Genomic DNA, 23,193 nt, shown 5'->3' on the forward strand with positions numbered 1-23,193 from the left:
CCAGAATTCACCACCGCCCGGCGACGCCGAGTTCCGCTGGTGATCAAATCCAGTGAACGCCGACCCCATTGATCATTCTGAGAAGTCCCATGCCGGGCACCGCCAGTGCCCGTGAACCTGCGCATGATCCGCCCGGCAATGAGGCTGAGGACCGTTTTTCGGATTGACGAATTATCCCCTCAATGATCGACCGGATAGGCGCCGCACGAGCCCGGCGCGCTAGGGAACCGGGTGAGACCTTCGAGTGCTTCGCCGGCTTCCCGTGCCGCCGGTGCGCGAGGTGATGCTGATGGTGCCGAACACGCTTCATCAACGTACCGATCACCGACCGGCCTGGCCCGGTGAAACCGCCGCCCGGGCAGGAGGAGCGGGACCCGGCGAAGGTCACTCTCGCCGAACCGGACATCGTCCCGCTCATCGACCATTCCGAGGCGCTGGACGGGTCCGGCGAGCAGACCGAGAACGACCAGACGGTCGAGGTCAGGCTGTCGGCGGACGTGCTGTTCGCGGTCAACAAGGCCGATCTCAGCCCGCGCGCCCGGTCGGCGCTGCCGAACGTGGCGGCGCGGATCAACTCGTCCAAAGCGACCGTGGTCAAGATCGACGGATACACCGACGACGACGCGATCAACGAGCCGCTCTCGTCGGCGCCGCGCGCAGTCCGTCCAGCAGGCGCTGACGCCGCTGGTCACCAAGCCGGGCGTCACCTACCGGGCCGCCGGGCACGGCTCGGACGCCCTGGCGCGAAGCACTCAACGAACTCGCTGTCGCCTATCCAGGACGCATCAGGTAAACCAAAACCGGCCTTCTACCTGCAAGTTCTTTCCACACCTGAAGTTACAAGCTCCCACGATGTGCCAGCGCCGCGCAGGTTCTCGATGGGGACCGTGTTCAGCTGCTAGGGCGCGAGCCTGGGGCACAGAAGCCGCGCAGGGCACGGCCGAACCAGGACTCGGGATCGGGCAACTCGATTAGCAGGTGGCCCCCGGGACGGCAGCACCTTGACGACGGTGTCGAGTTCGGTGGGCGGGTCGGTGGTGTGCTCCAGGAAGTGGTGCGTTATCGTCCCGGAGCCAGTTGTCAATCCTCTGAAAGCGTGGAGACGGTGTTATGTCACTTCGGCCCTGAAATGGGCCGTTGAAGTTCCCCGTGCTTCTGCCATCTGACCCTCGAAGCCGATCGGGGCGAGCCCATCGTTGGCGGTGTGTCTCCTGGTGGTGTTGTAGAGGTCGGTGATCCAGGTCGTGACCTTGATGCGCGCCTCACCCCGGGTGGCCAGGGTGGTGCCGGTGGACGAACTCGACCTTGAGCATGGAGTTGAACGCCTCGGCGGCTGCGTTGTCCAGCGCGCACCCGACCCGCCCCATCGACTGCACCACCCCCAGCGCCCGGCAGGCCGCCGCCGTGCGGGCAGCGGTGTACTCCGACCCGCGGTCGGTATGAAAGATGACCCCGTCCACGTCCCCGCCCCGTGTCGCGGCCGCCATCTGCAGCGACGCGACCACCAACGCCGCGTCGTGGTGGGCGCACATGGCGTGGCCGAGGATCCGGCGAGAGAACCACTCCTCCACGGTGGCCAGGTAGATCGGCCCCTCTGCGGTGCCGAGCTGTGCGACGTCCCCGCACCACAGCACGTCCGGCGCCACCTCGGTGAAGTTACGGCGCACCAGATCGGGCGCGGCTGGCCGGCGTCCCGGACGGGTCAGCGACCATCTCCACTTGGGCGGACGTCCGGCCAGCCCGAGCCCGGCCATCCGCGCCGCCACCGTGTTCACCAGACCTTCCAGCCCGCCTCGTGCAGGTCACGGGTGATCCGCGGGGATCCATATGTGTCACCCGAGGCGGTGAACAGGCGCTTGACCTCCTCATCCAGCCGAGCGCACCGCTGCCGGCGGGCGGTCGGCTCGCGGTTGATCCACTTGTAGAACCAGGACTGCGAGACCCCAAAGGCCCGGCAGGCGATCGCATGCGGGATACCGAAAGTGGTCCTCTGGGACGCGATGAACTCCGCCACGATCACCGGTTCATCGAGTCCTTCACCCACAGGACCACAGAGCGCTTGAGGACATCACGCTCCACCTCAAGCTCGGCCTTCTCCTTCTCCCAGACCGCCCGCTCGGCCCGCAACCGCGCCAGTTCCTCGCGCTCGGACTCGCCCAGTTCCCCGCTGTCGGCACCACTTTGCGCCCGATCGTTCTTCACCCAGTTGTGCAACGTGTAGGGACTGATCCCCAGCTCCCGCGCGACCTGCGCAACAGGCTTACCGGTCTCCTAGACGATCCGTACCGCTCCCGCGCGGAACTCTCGGATCGAACCGGCCTTTCTTGTCTCCCACGACCAACCATCTCTCTGGTTCAGGTCTCCACGCTACGAGGGGAAGCCCGAGTTGGCTCTGAGGAGAAGCTGCCACCAGAGGCCATAACTGCAGTAACGCCTACTCCCGTCGTCTATTGTCTAGGCGTGGCTGATATTCGGTGGATGGTGATAGTTGCCGGCTCGGTGCGCTCCGGAAAGTCGACTTTCGCTCGAAGGGTGGTTGATCGATCTGGGGGTGTGTGTGTTGGATTCGGGGATGTGGTGCGGTCTCGGGCGGCGGAACTTGGGCTTCCGGCTGAGCGCAGGTCTTGGCAGCACGTCGGTGAGGAGTGGGTGCGGTCTGACCCTGTTGGGCTCTGTGAACAGGTTCTTTCCCCGGTTGTGCATGCACCGCGTATAATTGTTGATGGCGTACGCCACATCGAAGTGTACGCCTTGTTGGTTCGTCGGGCGCAGGGGCGTAAGACGGTACTCGTGTTCGTGGACGCTGAACCGCGAATTCGTCGTCGCCGACTCTTGCGCGATGCTTTCGATCAGCCTGGCTTGGATGAGATCATGGCACACTCGACAGAGAGCGAGCTGCCAGAGCTGCGTGGTATGGCCGACCTCTTGGTCGATGGCACCGGGGACAGCACACCAGCACTGAGCGCGTTGGCGACCCTGCTCGCAGAGCCCTAGAAGAGGATCCCCTGAGCTGTTGGCGTTGCGGAGCCGGCGATGACGACCCAGCCACGTCTGTCTCTTTTCCGAATGCTGAATGGCTCCATGGTGGTGATGCTTGCCATGGTAATAAGAGTGGCGTAGCGGGCACGGGAGCGGTCGGCCCAGAAGCCATCATCTGCGGGGGCAATGCCTTCGCCATACCGGGTTGCGACCTCCTCAAGGGGGGTCTTGTCGAGTTCGATGTGGCGGACTTCACCGGCGAGGCCGACTGCACTGACCGGGCCTGCTGTTTTCTTGAAGAAGATGACATCTCCTGCTGTAACCTGCCCGAAGGGTGCGACCCGATGCCGGCTAAAGCGTGACTCGATCGTTTTGCGGCCATCAAGGAGCAGTCCGAGGTATGGCCCCGACATGACCGCAAGGTGCGTGCCGCGGTCGATGCTGGCTAGTACGTCCTGTGCCCACCTGTGTAGCCACTCCGGGCTGTCGCGGGCCTCAGCGACTGGTGCAGCGAGCTTGTCGATCTCGTTGAGACCGATCGAGGGGGCGGGTGGCGGGTGCATGGCCACACCCTGTCAGTCCTGTGCCGCAGGGCAAGGATCTTGAGGGTGTGTCGCTTAGATGCCCGAGCAGTATGTCTGGTAGGCGGCTTGCTCGGCTGTAACGATTTCGTCGATCTTGGTGATCGCCTGGCGCATGTCTTCCAGAGGAATGTGATGGCGAATGCCAAACTCGACGATCGTGTCTGTGGCGTCTCGTAGTGTGAGCGGAAAGGTACGGGCACCGAGTTGGTACAGGAACGTGGCGGCGAGGCGAGAGTCGGGGCATGTAAGCACAGAGTTGCCTGACGTCCATACATTGGCCCGTGCGCGAACTGAGTGGCGCCGACTGACGCTACGGAGCGTGTCGCCTGGTACGAGTGTGTTAAATGCCAGGTTGCCCGAAGCTCGACTAGGAAGGTCGAGCACGCGCAGGCGCACATTACCGAGGGCCACCTCGGTATTCTCGGCACAGGTCAGTGATGATGGGGCGGAAAGTGAGTCCGCGTGAGGTTCAGGCGCTGCCACAACGGGCCGCTTAGTCAGTTGCCATAGGGTGCCAGCGCGCCAGTCATGAGGGACCAGCGTGACACCGGCAGCGTGTAGGGCTCGGTACTCAAAGAACGGTGTCCGGTAACGCAAGCTACGAGGCTGAACTTGCTGCAGACTCAGGCCAACACGTTCGGCGAGGGCTTGGACATCCTGGAGTTCGGGAGCGGCGGATGGTCTGGTGAGCACGTCGGGGACGCAAAGCAGAACTGTGCCGCCAGGACGGACCAGTAGAGCGGCTGTGTGGACGAATGTGGCGAAGCCGCCGGGATACCAGGGCGGATCGCCGATCACAACGTCTGCTCGGTGAGCCCACGCTCGTGGCGGACTCCAGCTTCGTAGGTCGGCCAATGATCGCTCGACTGTGCCGAGTAGGTCAGCTCTGTCGAGCGCTGACATGACGCCAGCATTCGAGTCAACGAGGAGCAGGTCCCTGGTACGACCGCGAAAGTGTGGGACAAGGGTGGGAGTTCCCAGCAAAGCGATTGCGCCGCTGTCGCCGGCGAAGTCGTGGCAACGGTCGGCGAGAAGAGCGCGTGTACGTGGTTCGAACCGCCACTCGTAGTCCAGTGGATGCGGCAGCGGAAGGAGCTCCTGGAGCGGATCTGGTACTTGGCGGTGAGCGGCTGTGCAACGCGCGGTGGTCACAGGAATGGGATAGCGGGACAACAGCGGAGCCAACTGGCTGGGCTCCACTACCCCAACGTGCCAGGCGAGGTGGGCGAGTTGTTCTTCGGAAGGAACGCTGCCAGCGGAGATGCCAATGGTCGCGGCCGCAACCGCGACCCGGCGGTCACGCATTTCGGCGAACCGGTCATAGGCGACGGCCGGGACGATGGTCATTGTCGAGTTACCTGCCTTGTGGCTTGTCCCCAAGGGGGACGTTGACGATGGAGGTGTAGGCCGGGCCGTGGGATCGCTCAGCAAGGACGGTGTTCCACGCATCGACCATCTGGTCCTGGACACCTAGCGCTTCCTCATGGGGTGCGCGCATCCGTGGCCCAACCGGACCGAAGACGGTGATTTGAAGAGGGACCACCCGCCAGGGAAGGTACTCGTCGATGTCTTGCAGACGATCGACGAACCGCCGCATCACATCGAGTGGCGCTACCGGCGGTGTTGGGGTAGTAAGCGTGACGTAGCAGTAGAGGTCCATTCCAGTTCGCACTAGGCGGCGCAGAAGCCCGAATTGCCGGTCAAAATGTTTGGTGGGCGCTCCGGAGTTGAACGCAAACGAGTCGTGGTCGAATCCTTTCAGGCAGCATACGCGGCCGTAGTTCGCAGTGTTTGAGAGCCTGCTGATCTCTTCGTCGCGCAGGTAGCGGAACAGGTAGTCGTTACTGAGGTTATCGTCACTCCAGAGGTAGACCTGAGTGGCGAGTCCTGCGTCGTTTAGTGCATCGAGCATCCAGACGGTCCATTCGGGAACTAGGTCGGGTTGACCGCCGGACAGATCGATGATCGCAGGCCTGTGGTTTGCGGGTAGCTGCTGGAACAGAGCGACCAGGTGCTCAGCGGTAACCCAGCGGGAGTGGTCCCGATGTCCGGCCAGCAGATTGAATGGCACGAAGCAGTACCAGCATCGCCAGTTGCAGACCGCGTTCTGGTATACGAGCGCGGGCATCATCTGGGGTGGCCGGGGTAAGCCGAGCTTTTGCGCCGCCGGTGCGATGGGCAAAGGATTGTTGGGCCAGCCGGTTGAGGTGGCTTGGCGGAAATGGCGGATGCGGCCGAGTCCTTCGCAGACCACCGCTTCGGAAAGGTCGGGCTCTTGGTCGGAGTTGGCGAGGACGGATACCAGGAGTCGGCGGCGGCTGGGGTCGATAGCGGCCTCGCGCAGTCGCTCAGCGAACGTGTCAGGGTCGCGCATGATTACGAGGCATGGGGGTGGACGAGGTCGGTGACCTTCATGTTGAGCACCGGCCCTGTGGGGAGCATGCGCAGGTTGCTGTGCGCATTTGCGGCTGTGCGACGACGTGGCGGGATGTACCGCCCATCCTCGGGCAGGTCAGGGAGTCGTGCGTTGAGGTAGCGGCGGGCGAGCTCAGACAGGTAGGAGATTTCAGCATCGGTGAGGGGGCGGCCCTTGCCGATGCCGTGCCAATACTGCGCGCATGTTCGGCAACAGGCGGCGACGGCGTGCAGCGCGTAGTCGATCGCGTTGGCCTTCTCTCGCGACGTCGGAGTTTGTGTGCCATCTCGGAAGGGCTCGGCCTTGCCGATCCGGCTACGAACGAATCTAGGGATCCTGGCGTGAAGTTCTCGGCTGCCGGCCCGGTAGGCGTAGTCAAGGGCCTTCTGTCCGAATGGGACGTGCCAGAAGTAGTGGCGGATCGCCTCGGTTTGCAGTGCGGCGAACGTGTGGTCGATGTCGGCCATGTCGCGCTGGCCGGTGCGCTCCAGCGACACGAGGGGCTGATGACATTCGCGGCAAGCGCCAGGTCCGAGCAGGCGAGCCAGCTTCTTGGTCAGCCGATAGCAGTGCAGGCCGTGGCCGCACGAGGTCATGGTGCAGCGGATCTTGACCTTGTCGAAGTCGCGCCATACGCCCTCGGGAGAGGCGTCGGCGGCCGAGGCGCTCCATTTGGGCGGGAGCTCGGGAAGGGGTTTGGTGGGGAAAGGCAGGCTGTCTGGCGGATTCGCGGCTGTGCGGGGTCGGCCGGTGTCATCGTGGTGGCCGGTCATCGGGCACCTCCCTCAGACGATGAGGCGTCGGTCTTTAGCCGGCGCGAGCTTTCCGTGAATGTGCCCCTATGACGCCAAGGCGTCAAAGAGCGCTGAGCGATCAACGGAATCGAGGGCGTTGAAATCGAGCTGGGTCAGTAGCTGGTCGGTGACATTTCGCCATGGGTTGCGCTGGATCTGGAAGGTGCTGGCCGTACCCCACCAGTTGATCCCACGCCGACCGAGTTGGAAGGCTAGGTAATTGGCGAGGATGTCTACCGGAACCTCGGCGTTGTCGGCGACCGCCGGGACGACAGCCTTGAGGCGTTCGACGGATCCTTCCGCCGCCTGTACAGCCTGGGCAAGGACTGCGTCGCCACGCCCGAACAGCAGCACATCGGCTGCGAATGCGTGTGCGCGCTGCTCCTCAGGATTGTCGCTCCAGGTATCGATGTCTCCCAGCTCGACCCAAGTCCTCAGCTCGCCACGGGTGCGATCGGCCAGATGGCAGAGCTCGTGCAGCAGGAGTGCCAGCCATCGCGCCACCGAATCGCTGCTGTGCTTGACGACGATGACGCTGCGCCCCTCCCGGCTGAAGCAAGCGCCGTGAAACGCGCCGGGATCCCGCAACGCCAACACAGGAACGCCGATGTCAGCCGCGTAGCGCAAGGTCGCCAGGAAGAGTTCCTGGGAATCGGGCGGCACCGTCACCGTGTCGGGCCGCGTAGCGGCGGCGATGGCGTCGATCGCAGCGCGAACGGATTGCGCGTCACCCGGAAGGTGTGGCCGTGACAGGTGCTCGGTCGCCCGCAGCACGAGGTCGGCCAGGCTCTCGGCGTAGCGGGTGTAGGCGTCCAACGAACCATGAGCAGCGTTGCGAGGGGCGTTGAATCGCCCCGTAGTCGCAAGTGCGGGCGCCGGTCCAGATGAAAGGAGCTGCTCTACTGGAATGTTGAGCAGACGAGCTGCGCGCTCAGCAGCCGCCAACACCTTGGCCGGCCCGGCGCCTCCAGGCACGTCTCGCAGCAACCGGCGATCGACCACGCGTCGGTCGAAGCCCAACGAGAGCAAGCGTTTGCGCAGTCGAGCCACAGGCGCCTCGTTGACCGGCAGCTGCAGATCTCCCACAAATTCGACACCAAGCGCCGCCGTAATCTCCCGCAACCGGGTCAGCGAAGCACTGGCGTACCGCTCAGCTTCGTATCGCTGGATCTGCTGCTCCTTCATGCCGAGCCGTTCAGCCAGATCGCGCTGAGACATCCCCGCTGCGATACGTGCACGGATCAGTGCATCGGGCAGTTCCTCAAGAGACGAGACACCAGTTGCCGCGACTTGCCCCTCCTGTAGCTGCTGGTACTGCATGAGCTGACTGTCCAAGTCGGCGAGCTGCCCCGCGATGGAAGCACGCTGAAGCTCAAGGACCTGGGCACCCGAGGCGTTCGGATCGGGCTGGACGTCAAGAGCCAAGGCGGCGTTGCGGTTGATGAGTTCGTCGAGGGATTGGGCCAGCAAATTTCGCTGGCGCATCGTCGCGCGATACTGACGCTCATTGCGGATCATGGGAGTGTCCTTAGGTCAAGCAGCACGATTCCCTTCGAATCACCGTTCTCGTCGTGCTGGAAAAACTCACAAAACGACAACCCGCTTGCGAGTTCAAACCCCGCAAGCAACTCGCCGCCGTACTTGGCCTTCTGCCGGTACCGTCCATTCTGAAGGTCGGCGAGGTCGATGAAAACGGGATCGATCTTGGTCAGATCGGCGCCCACCGGATCCCAAGCGCCGTCCCAGTCCGTCGGGTCCTCCTTGGCGGTCACAAAGCTCCCCCCCAACCACATGCGGTCGATCTTGGCCGCCCTGAGACTCTTGGCGGCCGCAAGCAGCCCAACAAGTAGCCACTCGCGCCGCGGAGAACCGCCGAAGCGCCGCACCACCTCATCCCATGAGGCCTCGTGCACCCCAGACGGCAGGACGCCTGCGGATGTCAACGGGGGAAGCATGTACACAACATAATCGTTGTGGCGGAAAATGTCCAGCAGATCCCTTGACGGGCCTAGGCCACCGCTAGTAAGGCGGCACCTGGAGGACGCGCGGGTGCTGGGTGCGGAGCGTTCAGTCGGTGACCGCGACGACCTGCCCCGCGCCCGCCTGCGCGCTCATCCCAGCGGCCGGCTCGCTCCACAGCGAGTACCGCGACCCATCAAGGCCCGCGCGGCGGGGGACCTCGTCCCAGACCGGCGCGAACCGGTCACGCTCCTCCTCGGTCGAAGGACGGCAGCGCAGCACTGACGGGCGAACCGGGACTCGGCACGGCCCCAGAAGACGACCGCGCCGGACCCGAGCCAGCCGAGCACCACCAGCCAGGACGACGACCAGGCTCGTCAGGAACCACGGCAGCCCGAAGAACAGTCGGGAGACCGTCGCGCCGTCGATCGTCCGGCGGCGGCGCGGCCCGGAGCGCCCGTGCGCGGCGGTCATGGGCGCTCGCCGATTTTCGTCGAGGAGGGACACCAGGTCGCGTTTCCCCGCGCACCGCCATTCGGCGCAGCTCGGCGAGGTCGACCTCGTCGAGCCCGACCTGACGACCAATCCTGGCGATCCGTTGGTCGAGGTCGGCGCGCCTGATGTTCGGCCGGCTGTAGGACTCGATCCGGTACAGCAGCGCCCGGCGGACCGTCTCGTCCTCGCACCAGACCTGGAAGAAGTCGGTGCCCCACGACGAACGACCCGAGCTTGTACAGCGGCACCGGGTCGCTGCTTTCGAACGCCGACGCGGGGAGGGTGACGCGGAGCATGCCGTCCGGCTGTCGCCGCGGGTGGACGGCGTCCAGGCCGCGGTCGCGCAGCCAGTCGCGCGCCCGGGTCTCGTCGCGGCCGTCCCGAGCGGCGGACTCCTCGTTCTCGATCAGCACGGCGAGGTCAGCCCCGCCGTAACGTCCTCGTCGGCCGTGTCGCCCGCCTGGGTGTAGGCGAGCAGCCGCGGGCTGCCATCGGGCGCGACCGTCCGCACCAGATAGGCGGGGCATATAGGCGGGGCATATAGAAGGGGGACGGGCGGCGCGACGCGCTCCGGTGCATCGATCCGGGCAGGCAGGTTGAACCGGTCTCGGTCGCGGCGCGCCGCCAGCTCGGCCAGCGCCTCGTCGCGGAACATCCGCTGGCTGACGACCGGCCGGAACGCCGGGCCGCCGGTGCGCCGGTTCACCACGTCCGTCAGATCCTCCCCGGCGAGCAATGTGACGGTGGAGGGGTCGTAGTACGCGCGCGGGAGCGGCTGCGAGCCGAGGCCGTCGAAGTACAGCTCGCGGCGGTCCCGGCTCACGACGGTGTAGCGCCACCTGTCCTGCACGGACCGCAGCCCGATTTCGGTGAGCGCGTCCCGGCCGCGGCCGTCGTCGCGTACGTGGCCGATCCACGCCAGCACGCGCAGCGCCCGGTCGACGAGCGTCTCGTCCAGGAGAAGAAGTCCGCCAGCTCGACCGTGGTGTCGAGGGCGCAGTCCCGGATGCCGCGTTCGAGGTAGAGTCGATCAGGTCGTACGGCTCGGCCTCGGTGACCGTCCCCCGGATCTCGACAAGCCACACCGGAAGCAGCAGGTGGCAAATGCGAGTGGGCCTTTCGCCGCGCGCGTACGCGGCGTCCTCCAGGGCGCGCTCCTCCGGGTAGGGGATGAGCCACTTGCCGGTCATGCCCGGCCCTCCTCTTCATTGAGCCTGGTGACCTGGGCGTGGACGTCCCGGTACTGCAGGATCTCGCTGTGCCGGGCCGTGCGCGCGCAGCGCGACGGCCAGCTCCCGGAAGCTCCGGTCGTGGTCAGGGTGGTCAGGTCGCCGACGAGGACGAGTTGGAACTGCGCGCGGGTAAAGGCGACGTTGGCACGGCGAAGCTCCCTGAGGAAGCCGACGCGTCCGGCGTCGTTGCTCCGGGTGAACCCGTAGAGGATCACCTCGCGCTCACCGCCCTGAAACGAGTCGACGGTGCCAACGTTCAGCGCGGCCTTCTCGGTAACGCCGATGCCGCGCGCCACGCTCCGCGCGATCTGCCGCGCCTGCGCCCTGTAGGGGGATGCAGGTCGCGGCGACGACGTCGGCGTAGCGGACCAGCTCGGACGACAGCGGCTCGGCCTCCCGCGCGACGTCGGCGCGCCACTCAGCGAGCAGCGCGGCCCGCCCGCGCAGCGGCCCGAGGTTCGCGCGCAGCCAGCCGAGCAGGGCCTTCGCGTCCCGTTCGAGGGCATCGGCACCGGCGTCCTCGCGGACGGGCGGCGGCGCCTTCACCGTCGCCGTCGCAAGCCGCGCCTCGCGCGCCCCCTTCTGGACGGCGGGCCGGAGCGCGTCGCGGCTCCCCAGGGCAGCGTGGACCGCGCCCCGCGCCTGCCGGACGGCCGGATGGTCTCGGGTGGTCGCGTCGAGCTCCCGCTCCGCCTCCGCCAGGGCGTCGCCAGCCAACCGGCGCTCCTCGCGGAGGTGCTCCGCGCGCTGCCCGGCCACCTCCTCCACGGCGCTCACCGGGGATCCCAGCCTGCGATCGCCGCACTGGGGGTCCTTCTTAACGACACGGGCAGGTACGCGGAAGCCGCCCGTTGGTTGGGAATAGTGAACGAGGAGCCCTAGTGTTCTGCGCCTGAAATGCCTTTTGTAAGTCCGGGCTGGATGGATGGCCAGGGCAGGGCAGCCGAAGGCGCCGTTTTCAGTGACCGTGGCTGAGCAGGCGGAGCTGGAGCGTGGGGCGCGTGCAGTGTTCCGGGTCGGAGGTGTATTGGCTCATCCGCCACCCCTTGATCTGACTGACTCGATTTTACGATGTCAGTTCGGGGCCAACGCCGGAGTCACTTCTGAGCTGGAAGTAGCCACTCGCAACGCCGCTGCCATCAGCTGCCTTGAACAACCACCGGAGGCCACGACGTACTTGACGCGAACCCAACAGCTTTATGAAGCGACAGCATCGAGTCGCCCGGCACGACGGCATCACCTCCCTCGACCCGCCCGCGGCCGTGGTGTCCCGGATGTGACCCAGCGTCGCCGTGCCCGACGTACGACAGCTCTGCAACCTGGGCAACTTCTAAGGCGACCACGAGGTCGCTGGCGAATAGCGACCACCCACCCCAACGGCGAGGTCGTCCCGGTCGCCGCGGAGTTCACCATCGTCCGGCACGCGATGCTCCATTTGGGCTCGATGGCCCGGCCGCAGGCTATCCGCCCATCCCGGCCCGGGAGCGGTCAGCCCCGGCGGTCCGCCGACACGGCACCCCGGGCACTCAGCCAGTCCGCCAGCTCAGCGGCGCCACCGCGAGGGGCTGACCAGGCACGTCAGGCGTTGGAGTCCAGCATGACGGTGGCGAAGTAGCGAACGTTGTGATCCGCGCCCTCCTCGAAGCGCTTGAAGACCTTGCCGAGCGGGTTGGCCCACCGGCCGTCACGGAAGCTGACGACGAAGGGGAAGGCGACCAGTTCGGCCTCGCGCTCATCGGGCGCGACCCAATGGCCACCGCCCTCCCTGACAAGAACCTCCCCCACGTAGCAGCCGAACCCGAAGAGGGTCTCGGCGACCGCCTCCACGGGAGACCCGTCCTGCCGGATCTCCTGGACGATGCCATCGACCGCGTCCAAGCTCGCCACCGTGTAGTCCAACCGCACACCGGAAATGTCAGAGGCGGATTGCACGATGTCGACGGCGAAACGGGACGCGTTGGCCGGCACCGGCTCGTACTTCAATGAGAGATCCACTGCACCAACCTCCGTTATGTCTCCGGTCTCTCAGCGAAACCGGGACGCCGCCGTCCACGTGATCCAGTCCGCTCAGCGAGTGGTCCGGTCGACCCCGCGAGTGGCTTGGACGATGCCCACGGGGAACTGCGGGGCGTTCCCCGGCAGAGGGCCATGACGAGCGTCGGCTCCATCGGGCATCACAGCCGTTCCTGGGATTCCGGGATTTCGACCAACGCGCCCGAGTCTCGAAGCCGCCGGTCGAGCTCCGCCACGGCATCCAGTTCCGGGAACCGGCCGTCCTCGGTCATGTCGATCAGCAAGCCGCCATCGGTTGCTTGCCGCGTACGTCCGGGCACCTCACCGGATACCCGCGCACGGCGGTTCGACGACAGGTACGTAACGTACCCCGCTCGCGGCGTCCCAACGGTGATCTGCGGGTTCTCGTTCTGGGCATCGGCGAGTGCGTCATTGCGCACCTCCCCCCAGTCGGGCTCGCACGCTTCGGCCACCGCCCGCAACAGGTCGCCCGCCATCGGCGTCCACAGGCCCCCCTGCTTCTGCTCCCAGACGTAAAGCGTCAGAACCAGGCTGTTGCCCACATATGACCCACATGCGCCGACCGTAGACGAGAGGGACACCCGAGGCAGGTCACCATCGTCGATATGTGCGGACATCGAAAATCCCAATCGACCGCGAGGACCGAACTTCTCTTCACGATGAGCCAACTCCCGCTGAAGACCCTCCACACTGAACTCCAGCGGTTGCGGTTCATCATCCGCATTCGTCCACGATGAGAACACCGTCCCCCCGATGCCGGTCAGCCGCCCAGACAGTTCGACCCACCGTTCCACGGCAGCCTCCACCGATTCCTCGCGCGGGCCCCAGAAGCTCCGGACCACGATCTCGTCTTCCAGTAGGATCACCTCATTTCGTCACGTACTTCTGATAACGGACGGAGATCTTGATGCCTTCCTTATCGAAGAATTTACTGACCAGATCAGCGACCTGTTTGTTCGAGAAGACCCATTCAATCTTTGTGCCACCGGCGGCCTCGGACTGGCGCTGTGCCTGCTCTTTGAACTTGTCCTTGGCCGCCTTGGTCAGCTTTCCGGTAGTGGGGTTGATCCAGCGCTCGCCACCGTAACCCATCTTGGCGTCCTGCAGCACGCGACGTGTCGGGTCGTAGCCATCCATATCGATCGGGCGGCCGGTCTTGGGGTTGCGGAGCGTGAGCCGGAACTCGTAGCCTGCCTTCACCTTGGTGACCTGCTGTTGATACCGGTAGGCGACCTTCTGACGCCAGTTGGTGGGGTTCACGCCGCGCTGAGTCTGAACCCACTCGCCGGGCCCGCCTTCGCTGCCGGAGGGCGTTCGGGGCTCGGGCTGCCCCCCGCTGTTACCGGAGTTGTCCGCCCCGGAGCCTCCTGAGCCACCGACGTTCTGGGCCAGTGCGGCGATATCTCCGATCAACCCGATGCCGCCGGCCGCGGTGAGGCCGGCACCGACCGCGGTCACGAACGCACCGGCTACGGAGACCGGTGCCCCGACGACGCAGGTGACCACGCCCACGCAGACCGCCGCGCCCCCGCCGGTCATGCCGCTGCCGACGCCCATGAGCAGCATTCCGCCAACGGCCTCTGCCCCATGGACGATGATGGAGCCGAGGCTTCCGGGATCCTGCCCCCCGGAGGCGGCGCGGCTGATGCCGTCGACCGCATCGCCGACACCGTCGGTGAACCAGTTGTGGCCGTCCATCTCGATGGCGCTGATGGGGTTTCCGCCGCCGAACGCGTACCGGTTGCCGGTGAAGGGATCGGTCGCCAGGTCGACGTCGTCCAAAGCGCCGTTATAGGTATCCCTGGTGAGGAAACGGTTCAGGCCGGGATCGTAGTCACGGAATCCCATGTCGTAGGTACCGGAAGCGGAGTCCCAGCGCATGGAATTGAAGCGGTAGGCGTTGTACGGCTCCTTGGTAGGATCCTGTGGGTCCGGTTTGTCGGCGCCGGTGGTCTCCTTCTCCTCGATGTCGCCGTATGCCGTGTAGCCGTAGGTCGCCTCACTGTCACCTGTCGCATCGGTCACAAGGTCCACATCGGTGTGGTCGTTGTAGCCGAAGTAGCCGTCCTCCGTAGCACCGCCCGCGTTGAATTTGACTTGGGAAAGCCGCTCGCCCCATGGGGAGTACTGGTAGGACTTGGTTATCTGTCCGGACACTTCCTCGCTGAGCACATTCGCGGTGGTGCCGAGGTAGTTGTACGTGGTCGTCTTCTCGTCGGAGCCGCCGGGATCGGTCGTCTTCGACGAGGTCCGGTCGAATGGGTCGTAGGTGTATTCGGTTTCCGTCAATGCACCGGACGGCCCTCGTTCTTCATGCTTCTCGACGCGGTCGAAACCGTCATAGTCGTTGCGCTCGACGACCGCGCCCCCGGCGGTGACGGTGTCCAGGCGACCGAAGGGATCGTAGTTGTAGGCGGCCGTCACGCCGGCCGTCACCGAGGAGATCAGACGGTTGCGATCGTAGGTGAATGTCGTCGACTTCCCCTTGACCGTCTGCGATATCACATTGCTGTTCGCGTCGTGCACATAGGTCTCGGTCGAGGTGACGCCGCCGGTCTTGGTGACCTCACTGATCCTGTCGAGGGGGTCGTAATCCCACGTCGTTGTGGTCGATATGTACGCCGATTTATCATCGGCGTTCATTTTGCGGCCGACGTCCCTGGTCTTGTTGCCGTTCGGGTCGTATTCGAGCTGCCGCTCGTTGACCAGCGTTCCGTTGCTCTTCTTTTCGACCTGCCGGCGCAGCAGACCGTCCAGGTAGTAGTCGTGGTCGACGGTGTTGCCGTTGCCTCTTGTCTGGAGGTCGCGTTCACCGCGTGCCGTGTAGGTGAAGGTGGTCACCTTGGGCGACGGATCACCGGGCTCATCCTTGTCCGTGATCTTCGCGACCAGGTCACGCGGATCGTACTCATAGGCCGAGAATTCCTGATCATGCCCGCGCGTGAGGGGGTTGCCGTTCTGGTCGTAGGTGAAGGTGGTCGTGTGTTTGACGGTGGCGCCCGATTTCTCCTCGACCTTGGCGACCTGGTTCAGGCCGTCGTACTCGACCAGATACCTGTCGATCTTCGTACCGGGACTGCCGTCCGTGATGTCGGTGAGGTTGCCGTTGGGGTCGTAGGCGTAGGTGAATTCGGTCTTCTCGGTGTCGGTGTCGCCGGTGTTGTCGCGCACGAGCTTCACAGCGTCGGCCAGGACGGTGGTGCCTGCGGTGGCCTGGTCGGACAGGGTGATCCGCTGGCCGGTGCCGTTCCTGGTGAAGGTGTGGGTGCCCAGGCTCTTCCAGGTGCCGCCGCCGGTGCTCTGGTCGACGGTCTTGGTGGTGCTGCCGCCGGAGTCCTGGATCGTGTAGGAGGCGTTGGGGGCGGCACCCTGCACGGTGGGGTGTTTGATGAAGATCTCGTAGTCGCCGTCTTGGGGGAGGGTGAGGTTCCACACGAATGACGAGGTGCCAGTGCCGGCGCCGTGAGCGGCGTAGTCGTATCCTTGGAAACCAGTGCCGGTTGAGCTGGAGGTCCAGGCTCCGCCAGTCGAGCCGGCGTTCTGGTGGTCGGAGTCGTCCACCAGGACGACCCGCTTTCCTGCGGGCACGCCCTCATCAGAGCGGCTCTTCAGCTTCCCGTCGGGATAGTAGGACCAGTTGATCGTCCGGCTTGACGAACCACCCGCGCTCGTCAGCGTGCGCTCGGTCTGCTTACCGAGAGCGTTGTAGTCGTATGTGGTGACGATGTCCCACGGATCCGTGGATTGCCGGGTCCAGCCGTTGTCGAAGTAGGTGTAGCGAGTCTCGTTACGAACCGCCTGCCCGTTCGAGGGCGGGGCGCTCACCTGGCTCAGCCGACCCGCGGCATCGTAGGTGTAGACGGTCTTGTCCGGTTTGTTGTAGCGGGCATCGGACGGGTCGAACGGTGAGAGCCTTTCCTTGATCCGGTTCAGTTCGTCGTAAGTCGTCTCCTGCACGAAATCCCCGTCGGCGGATGTCGCCGAGCCGCGCGGCGTGATGACCTTGGTGCGGTTGCCGACCTGGTCGTACTCGTAGCCGGTGACCGTGTTCACTCCGTCCGAGCGAGGCCGCGTGACCTCGACCGGCTTGCCGCGGGCGTCGAGGCGGAGCGAGGTCGTGCTGCCGTTCTGGTCCGTGACGGCCGTTACGAGGCCATCACGGTCGCGCGTCGTTCGCTGCGTATGCCCCAGCGCATCTGTGACGACCATGGACTGGTGATTGAGGTCATAGGTGTATTTGGTGGTGTAGTCGCCAGGCTCCGACGTTGTGTTCTTGCGCGGATCGGTGACCGTGACGACATTTCCCGCGTTGTCGTAGGCGTAGGTGATCTGCTGGTTCTCCGCGTTGGTCACCGCGACAGGCCGGTTGATTTCGTTGTACGTGTAGCCGGTGACGAAGTCAGAATCGTCACCAGAAGTCAGAGTCCCCTTTGGCTGCGTGACCTTTGTGATATTGCCCACCTTGTCGTAGGCATAGGAGGTCGCACGTTCGGGCCCGTCCGGTGTGTCCTTGGGTGCCCGTGAACTGATGACCTGGTCTGCGTCGTCGTGGGTGGCGGTCGTCTCCGCGCCGTTGGGGGCGGTCGAGACCAGAACGTTGTCATTGGCGTCGTACACCGGTGCAGGCGTGGTGATCAGGGTGCCCGACGCCTGGTCCTTCGGCTCTGTCTGCCGTAGCGCACGACCGTAAGTGTCGTAATCCTGCGTCGTGACATGCCCCAGCGGGTCAGTGACCTTCGTTGTCTGGCCGCGCGCGTCGTAGTCGTAGGTGACGGCCTTGCCGAGGGCGTCGGTCACGGTCCGCGGATATCCGCTCGCGTGGAAATTGCTGTTGCTCGTCGTCCGGCCATTGGCGTCGCGGGTGCTCTGAAGCTGACCCCAGGTGTCGTAGGTGTAGGTGGTGGTGTAGTCGCCTGCGGTGGACGTCACATTGCCGAGCGGGTCGGTGAGTGAGGCCAGATCGCCCTCGGAGGTGTATCCGAAGGTCCATGTACGTCCCTCGGGTGCTCTTTTGGCGATGACGTCGGCGATGTGGCCGTTCAGGCCGGTCTGGTAGGTGAGGGTGGTGCCGTCCCAGGCGTTCTTGACGGCCTCGGGGTTCTTAATCTCTGTGGGGTAGCCGGTCTTGGGGTCGTATTTCCAGGTGGCGACGGCCGGGGTGGCGCCGGTCGTGGCGGGTGGTTCTTCGAGACGGGTGACGTTGTTGTCGTCGTCCCAGCCGAGTTTGGTGGTCTGGTTCTTGGCGTTCGTCGTTTCGACGGGGCGGCCCTTGCCGTCCATCAGGTAGGTGGTGGTGTGGTTCTCGGCGTCGGTGACGACGGTGCGGATCTGTTGGCCGGTGGTGCCGTCAGGGTCGGTGTAGGCGTAGGTGGTGGGGTGTCCGAGGCGGTCGGTGATGGTCTTGAGGGACCATTTGAATTTGGGGTCGTCTTGGGGAGTGTCGTAGTAGGCCAGGTCGGTGGCGTGGCCGCGGGGGTCGGTGACCTTGACGAGTTTGACGTTCTTGTTCCCCTGGGTGGCGTCGTAGCGGAACCCGAACACCTTCGGTTGGGACGCCCCGGCACCGTCGATGAGTTCGCCCAGCAGGCCCTTGTCGGAGTAGGTGAAGGTCAGCGTCCGGCCGGAGATGTCTTTGATCGACTTGACGTGGTCGATGATGTGGGGGTTGGTCAGGCCGGTGCCGGTCTTCTTCTCCCAGGTGGTGTCATCGATGTAGGAGTAGTCCTGGCCTTTGGCCCAGTAGTCGATGGTGAGGGTCTGCCGGCCGACCGGGTCGGTGATGTAGCGCAGGAACTTGGTCGGCTTGTTCTGGGATTTGCGGACTTCGTAGGTGAAATCCATCCGGTTACCGTTGTTGTCCTCAATGGACGACAGGTAGCCGTCGCAGTCGAAGAAGAACTGGGTGCGGTCGGGCCGGGTCATCACCCAGGCGCGGGACAGTTCGTCCTTGGGTTTGCATTCGGCTAGGCGCTGCAGGTAGTGGTGCACGCCGGCGGGAGCGATGTATTCGTCGTCGGCCGGGTCGCTGTTGTCCTTGTCGTCGAGGGTGAAGGTGTGGGTGGTGCCGTCGCCGTCGGTGAGGGAGACGGTGCGTCCGTGGGTGTTGGGGTGCGGGTCGATCGGGGAGCCGAGCCGCATCAGCGAGGACGCCTGAATGGACCAGCCGTAGCCGGCGACGGTGTCGGAGGTGTCCTTGGAGTTGTAGGCCAGCCGCAGGAAGGTGGCCAACCCCCGGGAGGGGTTGGTGAACGCGTTGTACTGCCAGACGGCGTTCCCGGCGTGCAGGTTGTTCATCACCGTGGAGCCGGCACCGGTGTTCTTCCCGGCGTAGGCGTAGAACTTCTCCAGGCCGACCTGGTCGGAGGTGGATTCCTCGACGGCCAGGCTCTGCTTCAACGCGCCGACACGGTTGACCGCGGCGGCGGCGCGGGCCCCGGCCGCGGCGGGTTGTTGCGACAGCCAGGTGCTGGTGGTCTTGTTCCACAGGTCCCATTCCAGGACGTGGTCGACGCGTTTGTTGCCCTCGATGGACGACGCCGGGGCCTTGACCTGGGCCTGGACGGTGACGGTGTCGCCGGGCACCAGGTTCTTGGGCAGCGCGGTGTGCAGCTGCTGCACGGTCACCGGGGACCCGTCGGGGCGGCTCCACCGGTACGACAGCACCCAGTCGGCCAGGTTCCAGGTTTCGTTGGTGGTGTTGGTGAGGGTGACCTCGATGGGCTGGGTGGAGTCGGGTGCCACCGCCGCGGGCGTGGCCGGGACGTAGTAGGTGTTCTCCGGCGTCGTCTCCAGGTAGGTGACCACCAGTTGGGGGCGCAGCTGGGGTTCGCGGCCCTCACTGGAGACGAAGATCGCACGCTCGGCCGGGGTCGTCTCGTTGGCGAGCTTGACGATCGCGCCCTTGTTAGACGCGGGATCGGCGACCCATCTCTGCGCCAGCGACGTGGCGTTCAGCACGCGTTGTTGCGGGTCGTTGCTCCAGTTCCCGCCGGTCCCGGACACGGTGGCGTCCATGTCACCGCCCGCCGTCGTCCAGGCGGTGGCGGCGTCGGCCCGGTTCCAGGTGGCGGACGTTTCGTTGAAGCCGCGGGTCAGGCCGCGCAGTTCGTAGGTGGCGGCCCCGCCGGGGTCGACGCCCGCCGACCACAACCGCAGTTGCGCGTCCAGCACCCTGGCGGTGGAGGGGATGTCGGACAGGTCGGGGAACTTCAGCACCGCGCGTGCCCTGCCGTAGGTGCCGCTGTTGTTGCCGGCCATCAGCCACGGCTCGCCCGCCAGCACGTCCTGGTTCTCGTCCGGCCGGGAGGCGGTGAGGGTGGTGTCGGTGACGCCGGACTGGTAGATCCGATACGCGCGTCCGGCCTTGGGCAGGCGCGCGAGCTGGGTCGGGCCGGGGGTGACCTTCCCGTCGCGGGTCTTGACGGCGACCATGTAGTAGTAGGAGTTGCCGAACGGGTCGGTGCTGTCGGCCGGGGTCGGACGCGCGGTGGTGTCGGTGTAGGAGCGGGTGCCGGACGGCACCGGGGCGATGAGGGTGGCTTGGGACGGGGTGAAGGTCTGCCACACCGAGCGGTGCACCTGGTACTCGACGATGTCGTCATCGCCAGAGGTGGAGGGGTCGGTGTAGGCGGGCCAGGTCAGCTCGGCGCCGGTGGCGTGGATGGTGGTCGGCGCGGCGACCTCGACGCCGGGACGACCGTAGGTGACCGTCAGTTTCGGGTAGGTCGCGGTCTCGCCGTTGTAGAAGAACAGGCTGCCCTCGTACCGTGGCCCGCCCTGGCCGAGGGCGTTCTCGTCGCGGGCCCTGACCACGAACCCGTGGTTGGGCTGGGAGCCGTCCAGCCAGTGCTGCACGGTGTCGCGGACCGAGAACGAATGCCACCGCGACGCGCCGTCATTGGCCGGGCGGACGGCGGTGCCTTCCTTGAACAGCCGGACCGCGTCGGCGATGACGGCCTTGCCGGGCACGTCCCCGAGGGTGATCTTGCCGGTCGTGCCCGCGGTGAACGGGTGGCTGCCCAGCGTCTTCCACACGCCCTTGGTCTCGGTGGCGTGGTACTGGCTGACCGGGTAGGTCTGGGTGCCGCCGCTGTAGGTGACGGTGTAGGGGGCGTTGGTGGCGCGGTCGGCCGCCTCGACGTAGTGGGCTTCGACGCGGTAGGTGCCGTTTTCGGTCAGCGTGGGCACCCAGGTGTACTTGTCCCCGGCGGCCGCGTCGTTGTTGTAGGGGTAGTCGTGGTTGATCGCGGCCTGGGTGGTGGTGGGGTTGCCCGAGTACGGCCAGGACCCGGTCGCGGCGGTCTTGCCGGGGTCGCCGTCGTCGACCTGCTCGGTGTTGCCGCTCAGCTCACCGGCGATCCCGTTGGCGTTGTTCCAGGTCGCGGTCGTCTCGTCCCACGCCTGGGTGGCACGGCGCGCCTCCAGGGTGACCGGGTTGGCGCTGCTGGTGTGGTTCTGGTCGTAGTACAGCTGCAGCTGCGCCGAGTCGATCCTGGTCCCGGCGGGGATCTGGTCGAGGGGGAACTTCAGCAGTGCGCGGGACTTGCCGGAGTTGGTCGTGCCGACCGACAGGCGCCAGTTGTCGTCGTAGTTCTGGTCCGGGCCGTCGGAGGAGATCATGGTGTCCTGCGACTGCGTCGGTGTCGGCGCGATCTTGATGGTGGGGTCGATCACCACCGGGTACTTGCGCTTGGCGTCGTTCAGCCAGGTCTTGTCCGCTTGGACGGTGATGTGCAGCAGGCCGGTCTTGGCGTCCCACCGCATCGACTGGGTGACCTTGCCGCTCCACGCCGTTCCGTACGGGGACGAGGCGTCCGGCGCCGAGTCGTACATGAACGGCTTGGGCATCACGAACACCGGACGGCCGTCGAAGTCGCCCTTGTAGAACGCGATCGCCCCGTCTGGACGCTGCCACGCCCGCACCCCCTCCGGCTTCACCGTGAAGGCGTAGCCGCCGCTGCCGGACGGCGCGGCAAGGACGATCTTCTCCTTCAGCGCGTCCTGGACGATCTCATACGACAGGTCCGCGCCGCCGCCGAGCAGATCCCGGTAGGTGACGACGTTGCCACTGGTCTTCGGCTTGGACGGCTTGGCCTGCGGGGTGCCGAGCGTCAGGCTCGCTCCGTCGGCGTCAAAGGTGACCAGCTCATCGGGGCGGGTGCCGAAGAAGCTGTGGAAGGTGTTGGTCTGGTTGCCGTAGACGAAACCCTTGCGGTCGGTGGATTTGACCCGCGGGTCGATGTCGTGCCAGTCGCCGTCCTCGCCGCGGTAGTGCAACGGGACCGCCGACAGTTCCTTCTGCAGCCGCCCGTCCGACAACTCGAACACCTTGGCGTTCGCCGTCCGGCGGCCCGTCAACTCCTTGACCCGCTTGGCCGGTGCCGCCTTCGCGCCGGGCGGCATCGGGTCGTTGCGCGGCACACCCACGGCCGGCAGCTTGCGCGACTTGGGCTCGTCATCACCGAACAGACCCTTGAACCGATCCCAGGCGTTGCGTTTGCTCTCCGGTTTCCACCCATCCCCAGGATCGGACGCCCCGGCACCGGCCTGGCGCTGCTCGGCTCTGGCCGGCGGCGCCAACGCGAGCGCCAGAACCACGACCATGATTCCTGCCACCAGCCTGCGAAACCTGCTCACCTTAAAGGTCCCTTCTCACCCGGCCGCCGAGCACGACGTTCGACAGCCGCTATCCGGAGAAACGCACAGCAAGGCAGATCTCCGGGCAGCATTGACACGCACACGAAGACCTTGGGTTCAGACGTGACGGCACCACCGTAACGGCGGCGCTGCTACAACAAGAAGACAGACAGAATCGCCGTTTAGCGGGTAATCAGGAACTGTCAGGGAAGCTCATCCAACCTCCAATACAGCACTGAAGGACGCGCTCCCCCGGGCACATCACTACGCCACCGAAAGCGAAGGCTCCCGGTGAGCCGAGCACGGTCGGATAATCTCTGTCAACCCCCTGTCACCAGGGATGCCGACATCGGCCACTGTGATCGCGCGATCGTCTGCATAGGTAAGCGACACCCCATGGGTGAACGTCACGTCGATTCTGAGAGATTTCTTGAGAAGCGCCCTGACATGCCAAAACAGAGTGGGCTACGGCCACCCTTCGGGCCCGCGGTCTCGACCTAGATCGCTTGGACCGAATCCCCCGCATCAGAACCGGCCGGACAAACGGGCCAATCCGGCAATAGATCAAAGTCAGAGTCCCGTGTTAAAACCTGGACGTACCTGATGCTCGGACAGGCCAACTTTTCATGGAGAGTGGGCCGATCGAATGACCGGCCGTTGCCCGACTCCACGGGAGGACAGAACGTGAGGTCTCGCCCACCGATCACGGTGATGACCACCGCACTCACGGTCGGCCTCCTCGACCATGTCGATAAACACAGTCGCCGCTCTGGGGCGGTGCGGCAGACGGAGCTTAGCTTCGGCTCGTCCGTTGGCGGCGGCGGTCAATCCGCCGACGAGAACCTGGTGGCCGCCGTAGCCGAAGTAGTCGGTTGGGTGGGCCGGCTGCATGCGGGCCGTCGTCCTCCACCAGGAAAGCCCCACGACACCAGCGGCTCAGAACCCGGCGACGCATTCGGCACGCCGCGACATCACCGCCGACCGCGAAGGCGAAGCGCCAGACATGGCGGCAGCCACCTCCTCAGCGCCACCACCACGCCACGGACCACCAACGGCACCACTCA

The 23,193-nt window shown here is 65.5% G+C and carries 17 protein-coding genes and 1 pseudogene; 2 read left to right on the top strand and 16 right to left on the bottom strand.

Features of this window, described 5'->3' with window-relative positions; genetic code table 11:
- Window positions 1-341 precede the first annotated feature (341 nt).
- Entirely contained in the window at window positions 342-902 is a 561-nt protein-coding gene (locus tag ACH34S_RS25115) for an OmpA family protein (protein ID WP_395955236.1), read from the top strand.
- A 360-nt stretch (window positions 903-1,262) separates the two neighbouring features.
- Here ACH34S_RS25115 and ACH34S_RS25120 read toward each other — a convergent pair whose 3' ends face one another.
- From ACH34S_RS25120 to ACH34S_RS25130, 3 genes and pseudogenes are all read right to left on the bottom strand, one after another.
- The gene (locus tag ACH34S_RS25120) at window positions 1,263-1,775 is read right to left on the bottom strand and encodes a DDE-type integrase/transposase/recombinase (RefSeq protein WP_395955237.1); all 513 of its coding nucleotides are present in this window, start codon (window positions 1,773-1,775) and stop codon (window positions 1,263-1,265) included.
- Entirely contained in the window at window positions 1,772-2,020 is a 249-nt protein-coding gene (locus ACH34S_RS25125; protein ID WP_395955238.1) for an IS3 family transposase, read from the bottom strand. Before ACH34S_RS25125 ends, ACH34S_RS25120 begins: the two co-directional genes overlap by 4 nt.
- Window positions 2,017-2,259, bottom strand: a pseudogene (locus tag ACH34S_RS25130) (transposase); the annotation flags it as partial. The gene ACH34S_RS25125 and the pseudogene ACH34S_RS25130, both read right to left, overlap by 4 nt.
- Before the next feature lie 219 nt (window positions 2,260-2,478).
- Between ACH34S_RS25130 and ACH34S_RS25135 the strand changes: the two are divergent.
- On the top strand, window positions 2,479-2,994 hold the full coding sequence (locus tag ACH34S_RS25135) for an AAA family ATPase (protein WP_395955499.1): 516 nt from the start codon (window positions 2,479-2,481) through the stop codon (window positions 2,992-2,994).
- Here the strand turns inward: ACH34S_RS25135 and ACH34S_RS25140 are convergent.
- The 13 genes from ACH34S_RS25140 to ACH34S_RS25200 all read right to left on the bottom strand — a co-directional run bounded on the left by ACH34S_RS25140 (window position 2,991) and on the right by ACH34S_RS25200 (window position 22,096).
- Complete coding sequence (locus ACH34S_RS25140) at window positions 2,991-3,542, bottom strand: ASCH domain-containing protein (protein ID WP_395955239.1); 552 nt, start codon at window positions 3,540-3,542, stop codon at window positions 2,991-2,993. The genes ACH34S_RS25135 and ACH34S_RS25140 overlap by 4 nt on opposite strands.
- Window positions 3,543-3,596: 54 nt before the next feature.
- Window positions 3,597-3,974, bottom strand: coding sequence for a hypothetical protein (locus ACH34S_RS25145; RefSeq protein WP_395955240.1), 378 nt, complete (start codon window positions 3,972-3,974; stop codon window positions 3,597-3,599).
- Window positions 3,975-4,917: 943 nt separating this feature from the next.
- Window positions 4,918-5,937, bottom strand: coding sequence for a hypothetical protein (locus ACH34S_RS25150; RefSeq protein WP_395955241.1), 1,020 nt, complete (start codon window positions 5,935-5,937; stop codon window positions 4,918-4,920).
- 2 nt (window positions 5,938-5,939) lie between these two features.
- On the bottom strand, window positions 5,940-6,752 hold the full coding sequence (locus tag ACH34S_RS25155) for a DUF4186 family protein (protein WP_395955242.1): 813 nt from the start codon (window positions 6,750-6,752) through the stop codon (window positions 5,940-5,942).
- A gap of 66 nt (window positions 6,753-6,818) precedes the next feature.
- Window positions 6,819-8,291: a helix-turn-helix domain-containing protein gene (locus ACH34S_RS25160; RefSeq protein ID WP_395955243.1), complete on the bottom strand. Its 1,473-nt coding sequence runs from the start codon at window positions 8,289-8,291 to the stop codon at window positions 6,819-6,821.
- Window positions 8,288-8,728 carry a DUF6932 family protein gene (locus tag ACH34S_RS25165; RefSeq protein WP_395955244.1) on the bottom strand — a complete coding sequence of 147 codons (441 nt, stop codon included), beginning with the start codon at window positions 8,726-8,728 and terminating at the stop codon, window positions 8,288-8,290. The genes ACH34S_RS25160 and ACH34S_RS25165 overlap by 4 nt, the downstream gene beginning before the upstream one ends.
- A gap of 112 nt (window positions 8,729-8,840) precedes the next feature.
- A complete protein-coding gene (locus ACH34S_RS25170) occupies window positions 8,841-9,206 on the bottom strand; it encodes a hypothetical protein (RefSeq protein WP_395955246.1) in 366 nt (121 codons plus the stop codon).
- 427 nt (window positions 9,207-9,633) lie between these two features.
- Window positions 9,634-10,152 carry a hypothetical protein gene (locus tag ACH34S_RS25175; protein WP_395955247.1) on the bottom strand — a complete coding sequence of 173 codons (519 nt, stop codon included), beginning with the start codon at window positions 10,150-10,152 and terminating at the stop codon, window positions 9,634-9,636.
- Window positions 10,153-10,413: 261 nt separating this feature from the next.
- Window positions 10,414-10,755: an AAA domain-containing protein gene (locus ACH34S_RS25180; RefSeq protein WP_395955248.1), complete on the bottom strand. Its 342-nt coding sequence runs from the start codon at window positions 10,753-10,755 to the stop codon at window positions 10,414-10,416.
- Window positions 10,682-11,236: a hypothetical protein gene (locus tag ACH34S_RS25185; protein ID WP_395955249.1), complete on the bottom strand. Its 555-nt coding sequence runs from the start codon at window positions 11,234-11,236 to the stop codon at window positions 10,682-10,684. Before ACH34S_RS25185 ends, ACH34S_RS25180 begins: the two co-directional genes overlap by 74 nt.
- Window positions 11,237-12,037: 801 nt before the next feature.
- A complete protein-coding gene (locus ACH34S_RS25190; protein WP_395955250.1) occupies window positions 12,038-12,454 on the bottom strand; it encodes a hypothetical protein in 417 nt (138 codons plus the stop codon).
- A 179-nt stretch (window positions 12,455-12,633) separates the two neighbouring features.
- Window positions 12,634-13,359: an Imm52 family immunity protein gene (locus ACH34S_RS25195; protein ID WP_395955251.1), complete on the bottom strand. Its 726-nt coding sequence runs from the start codon at window positions 13,357-13,359 to the stop codon at window positions 12,634-12,636.
- A gap of 1 nt (window position 13,360) precedes the next feature.
- Complete coding sequence (locus tag ACH34S_RS25200; RefSeq protein ID WP_395955252.1) at window positions 13,361-22,096, bottom strand: DNRLRE domain-containing protein; 8,736 nt, start codon at window positions 22,094-22,096, stop codon at window positions 13,361-13,363.
- Window positions 22,097-23,193: the final 1,097 nt, after the last annotated feature.

Source organism: Actinomadura sp. 3N508, from assembly GCF_044326375.1.
In the GTDB taxonomy this organism is placed as follows: Bacteria; Actinomycetota; Actinomycetes; order Streptosporangiales; family Streptosporangiaceae; genus Spirillospora.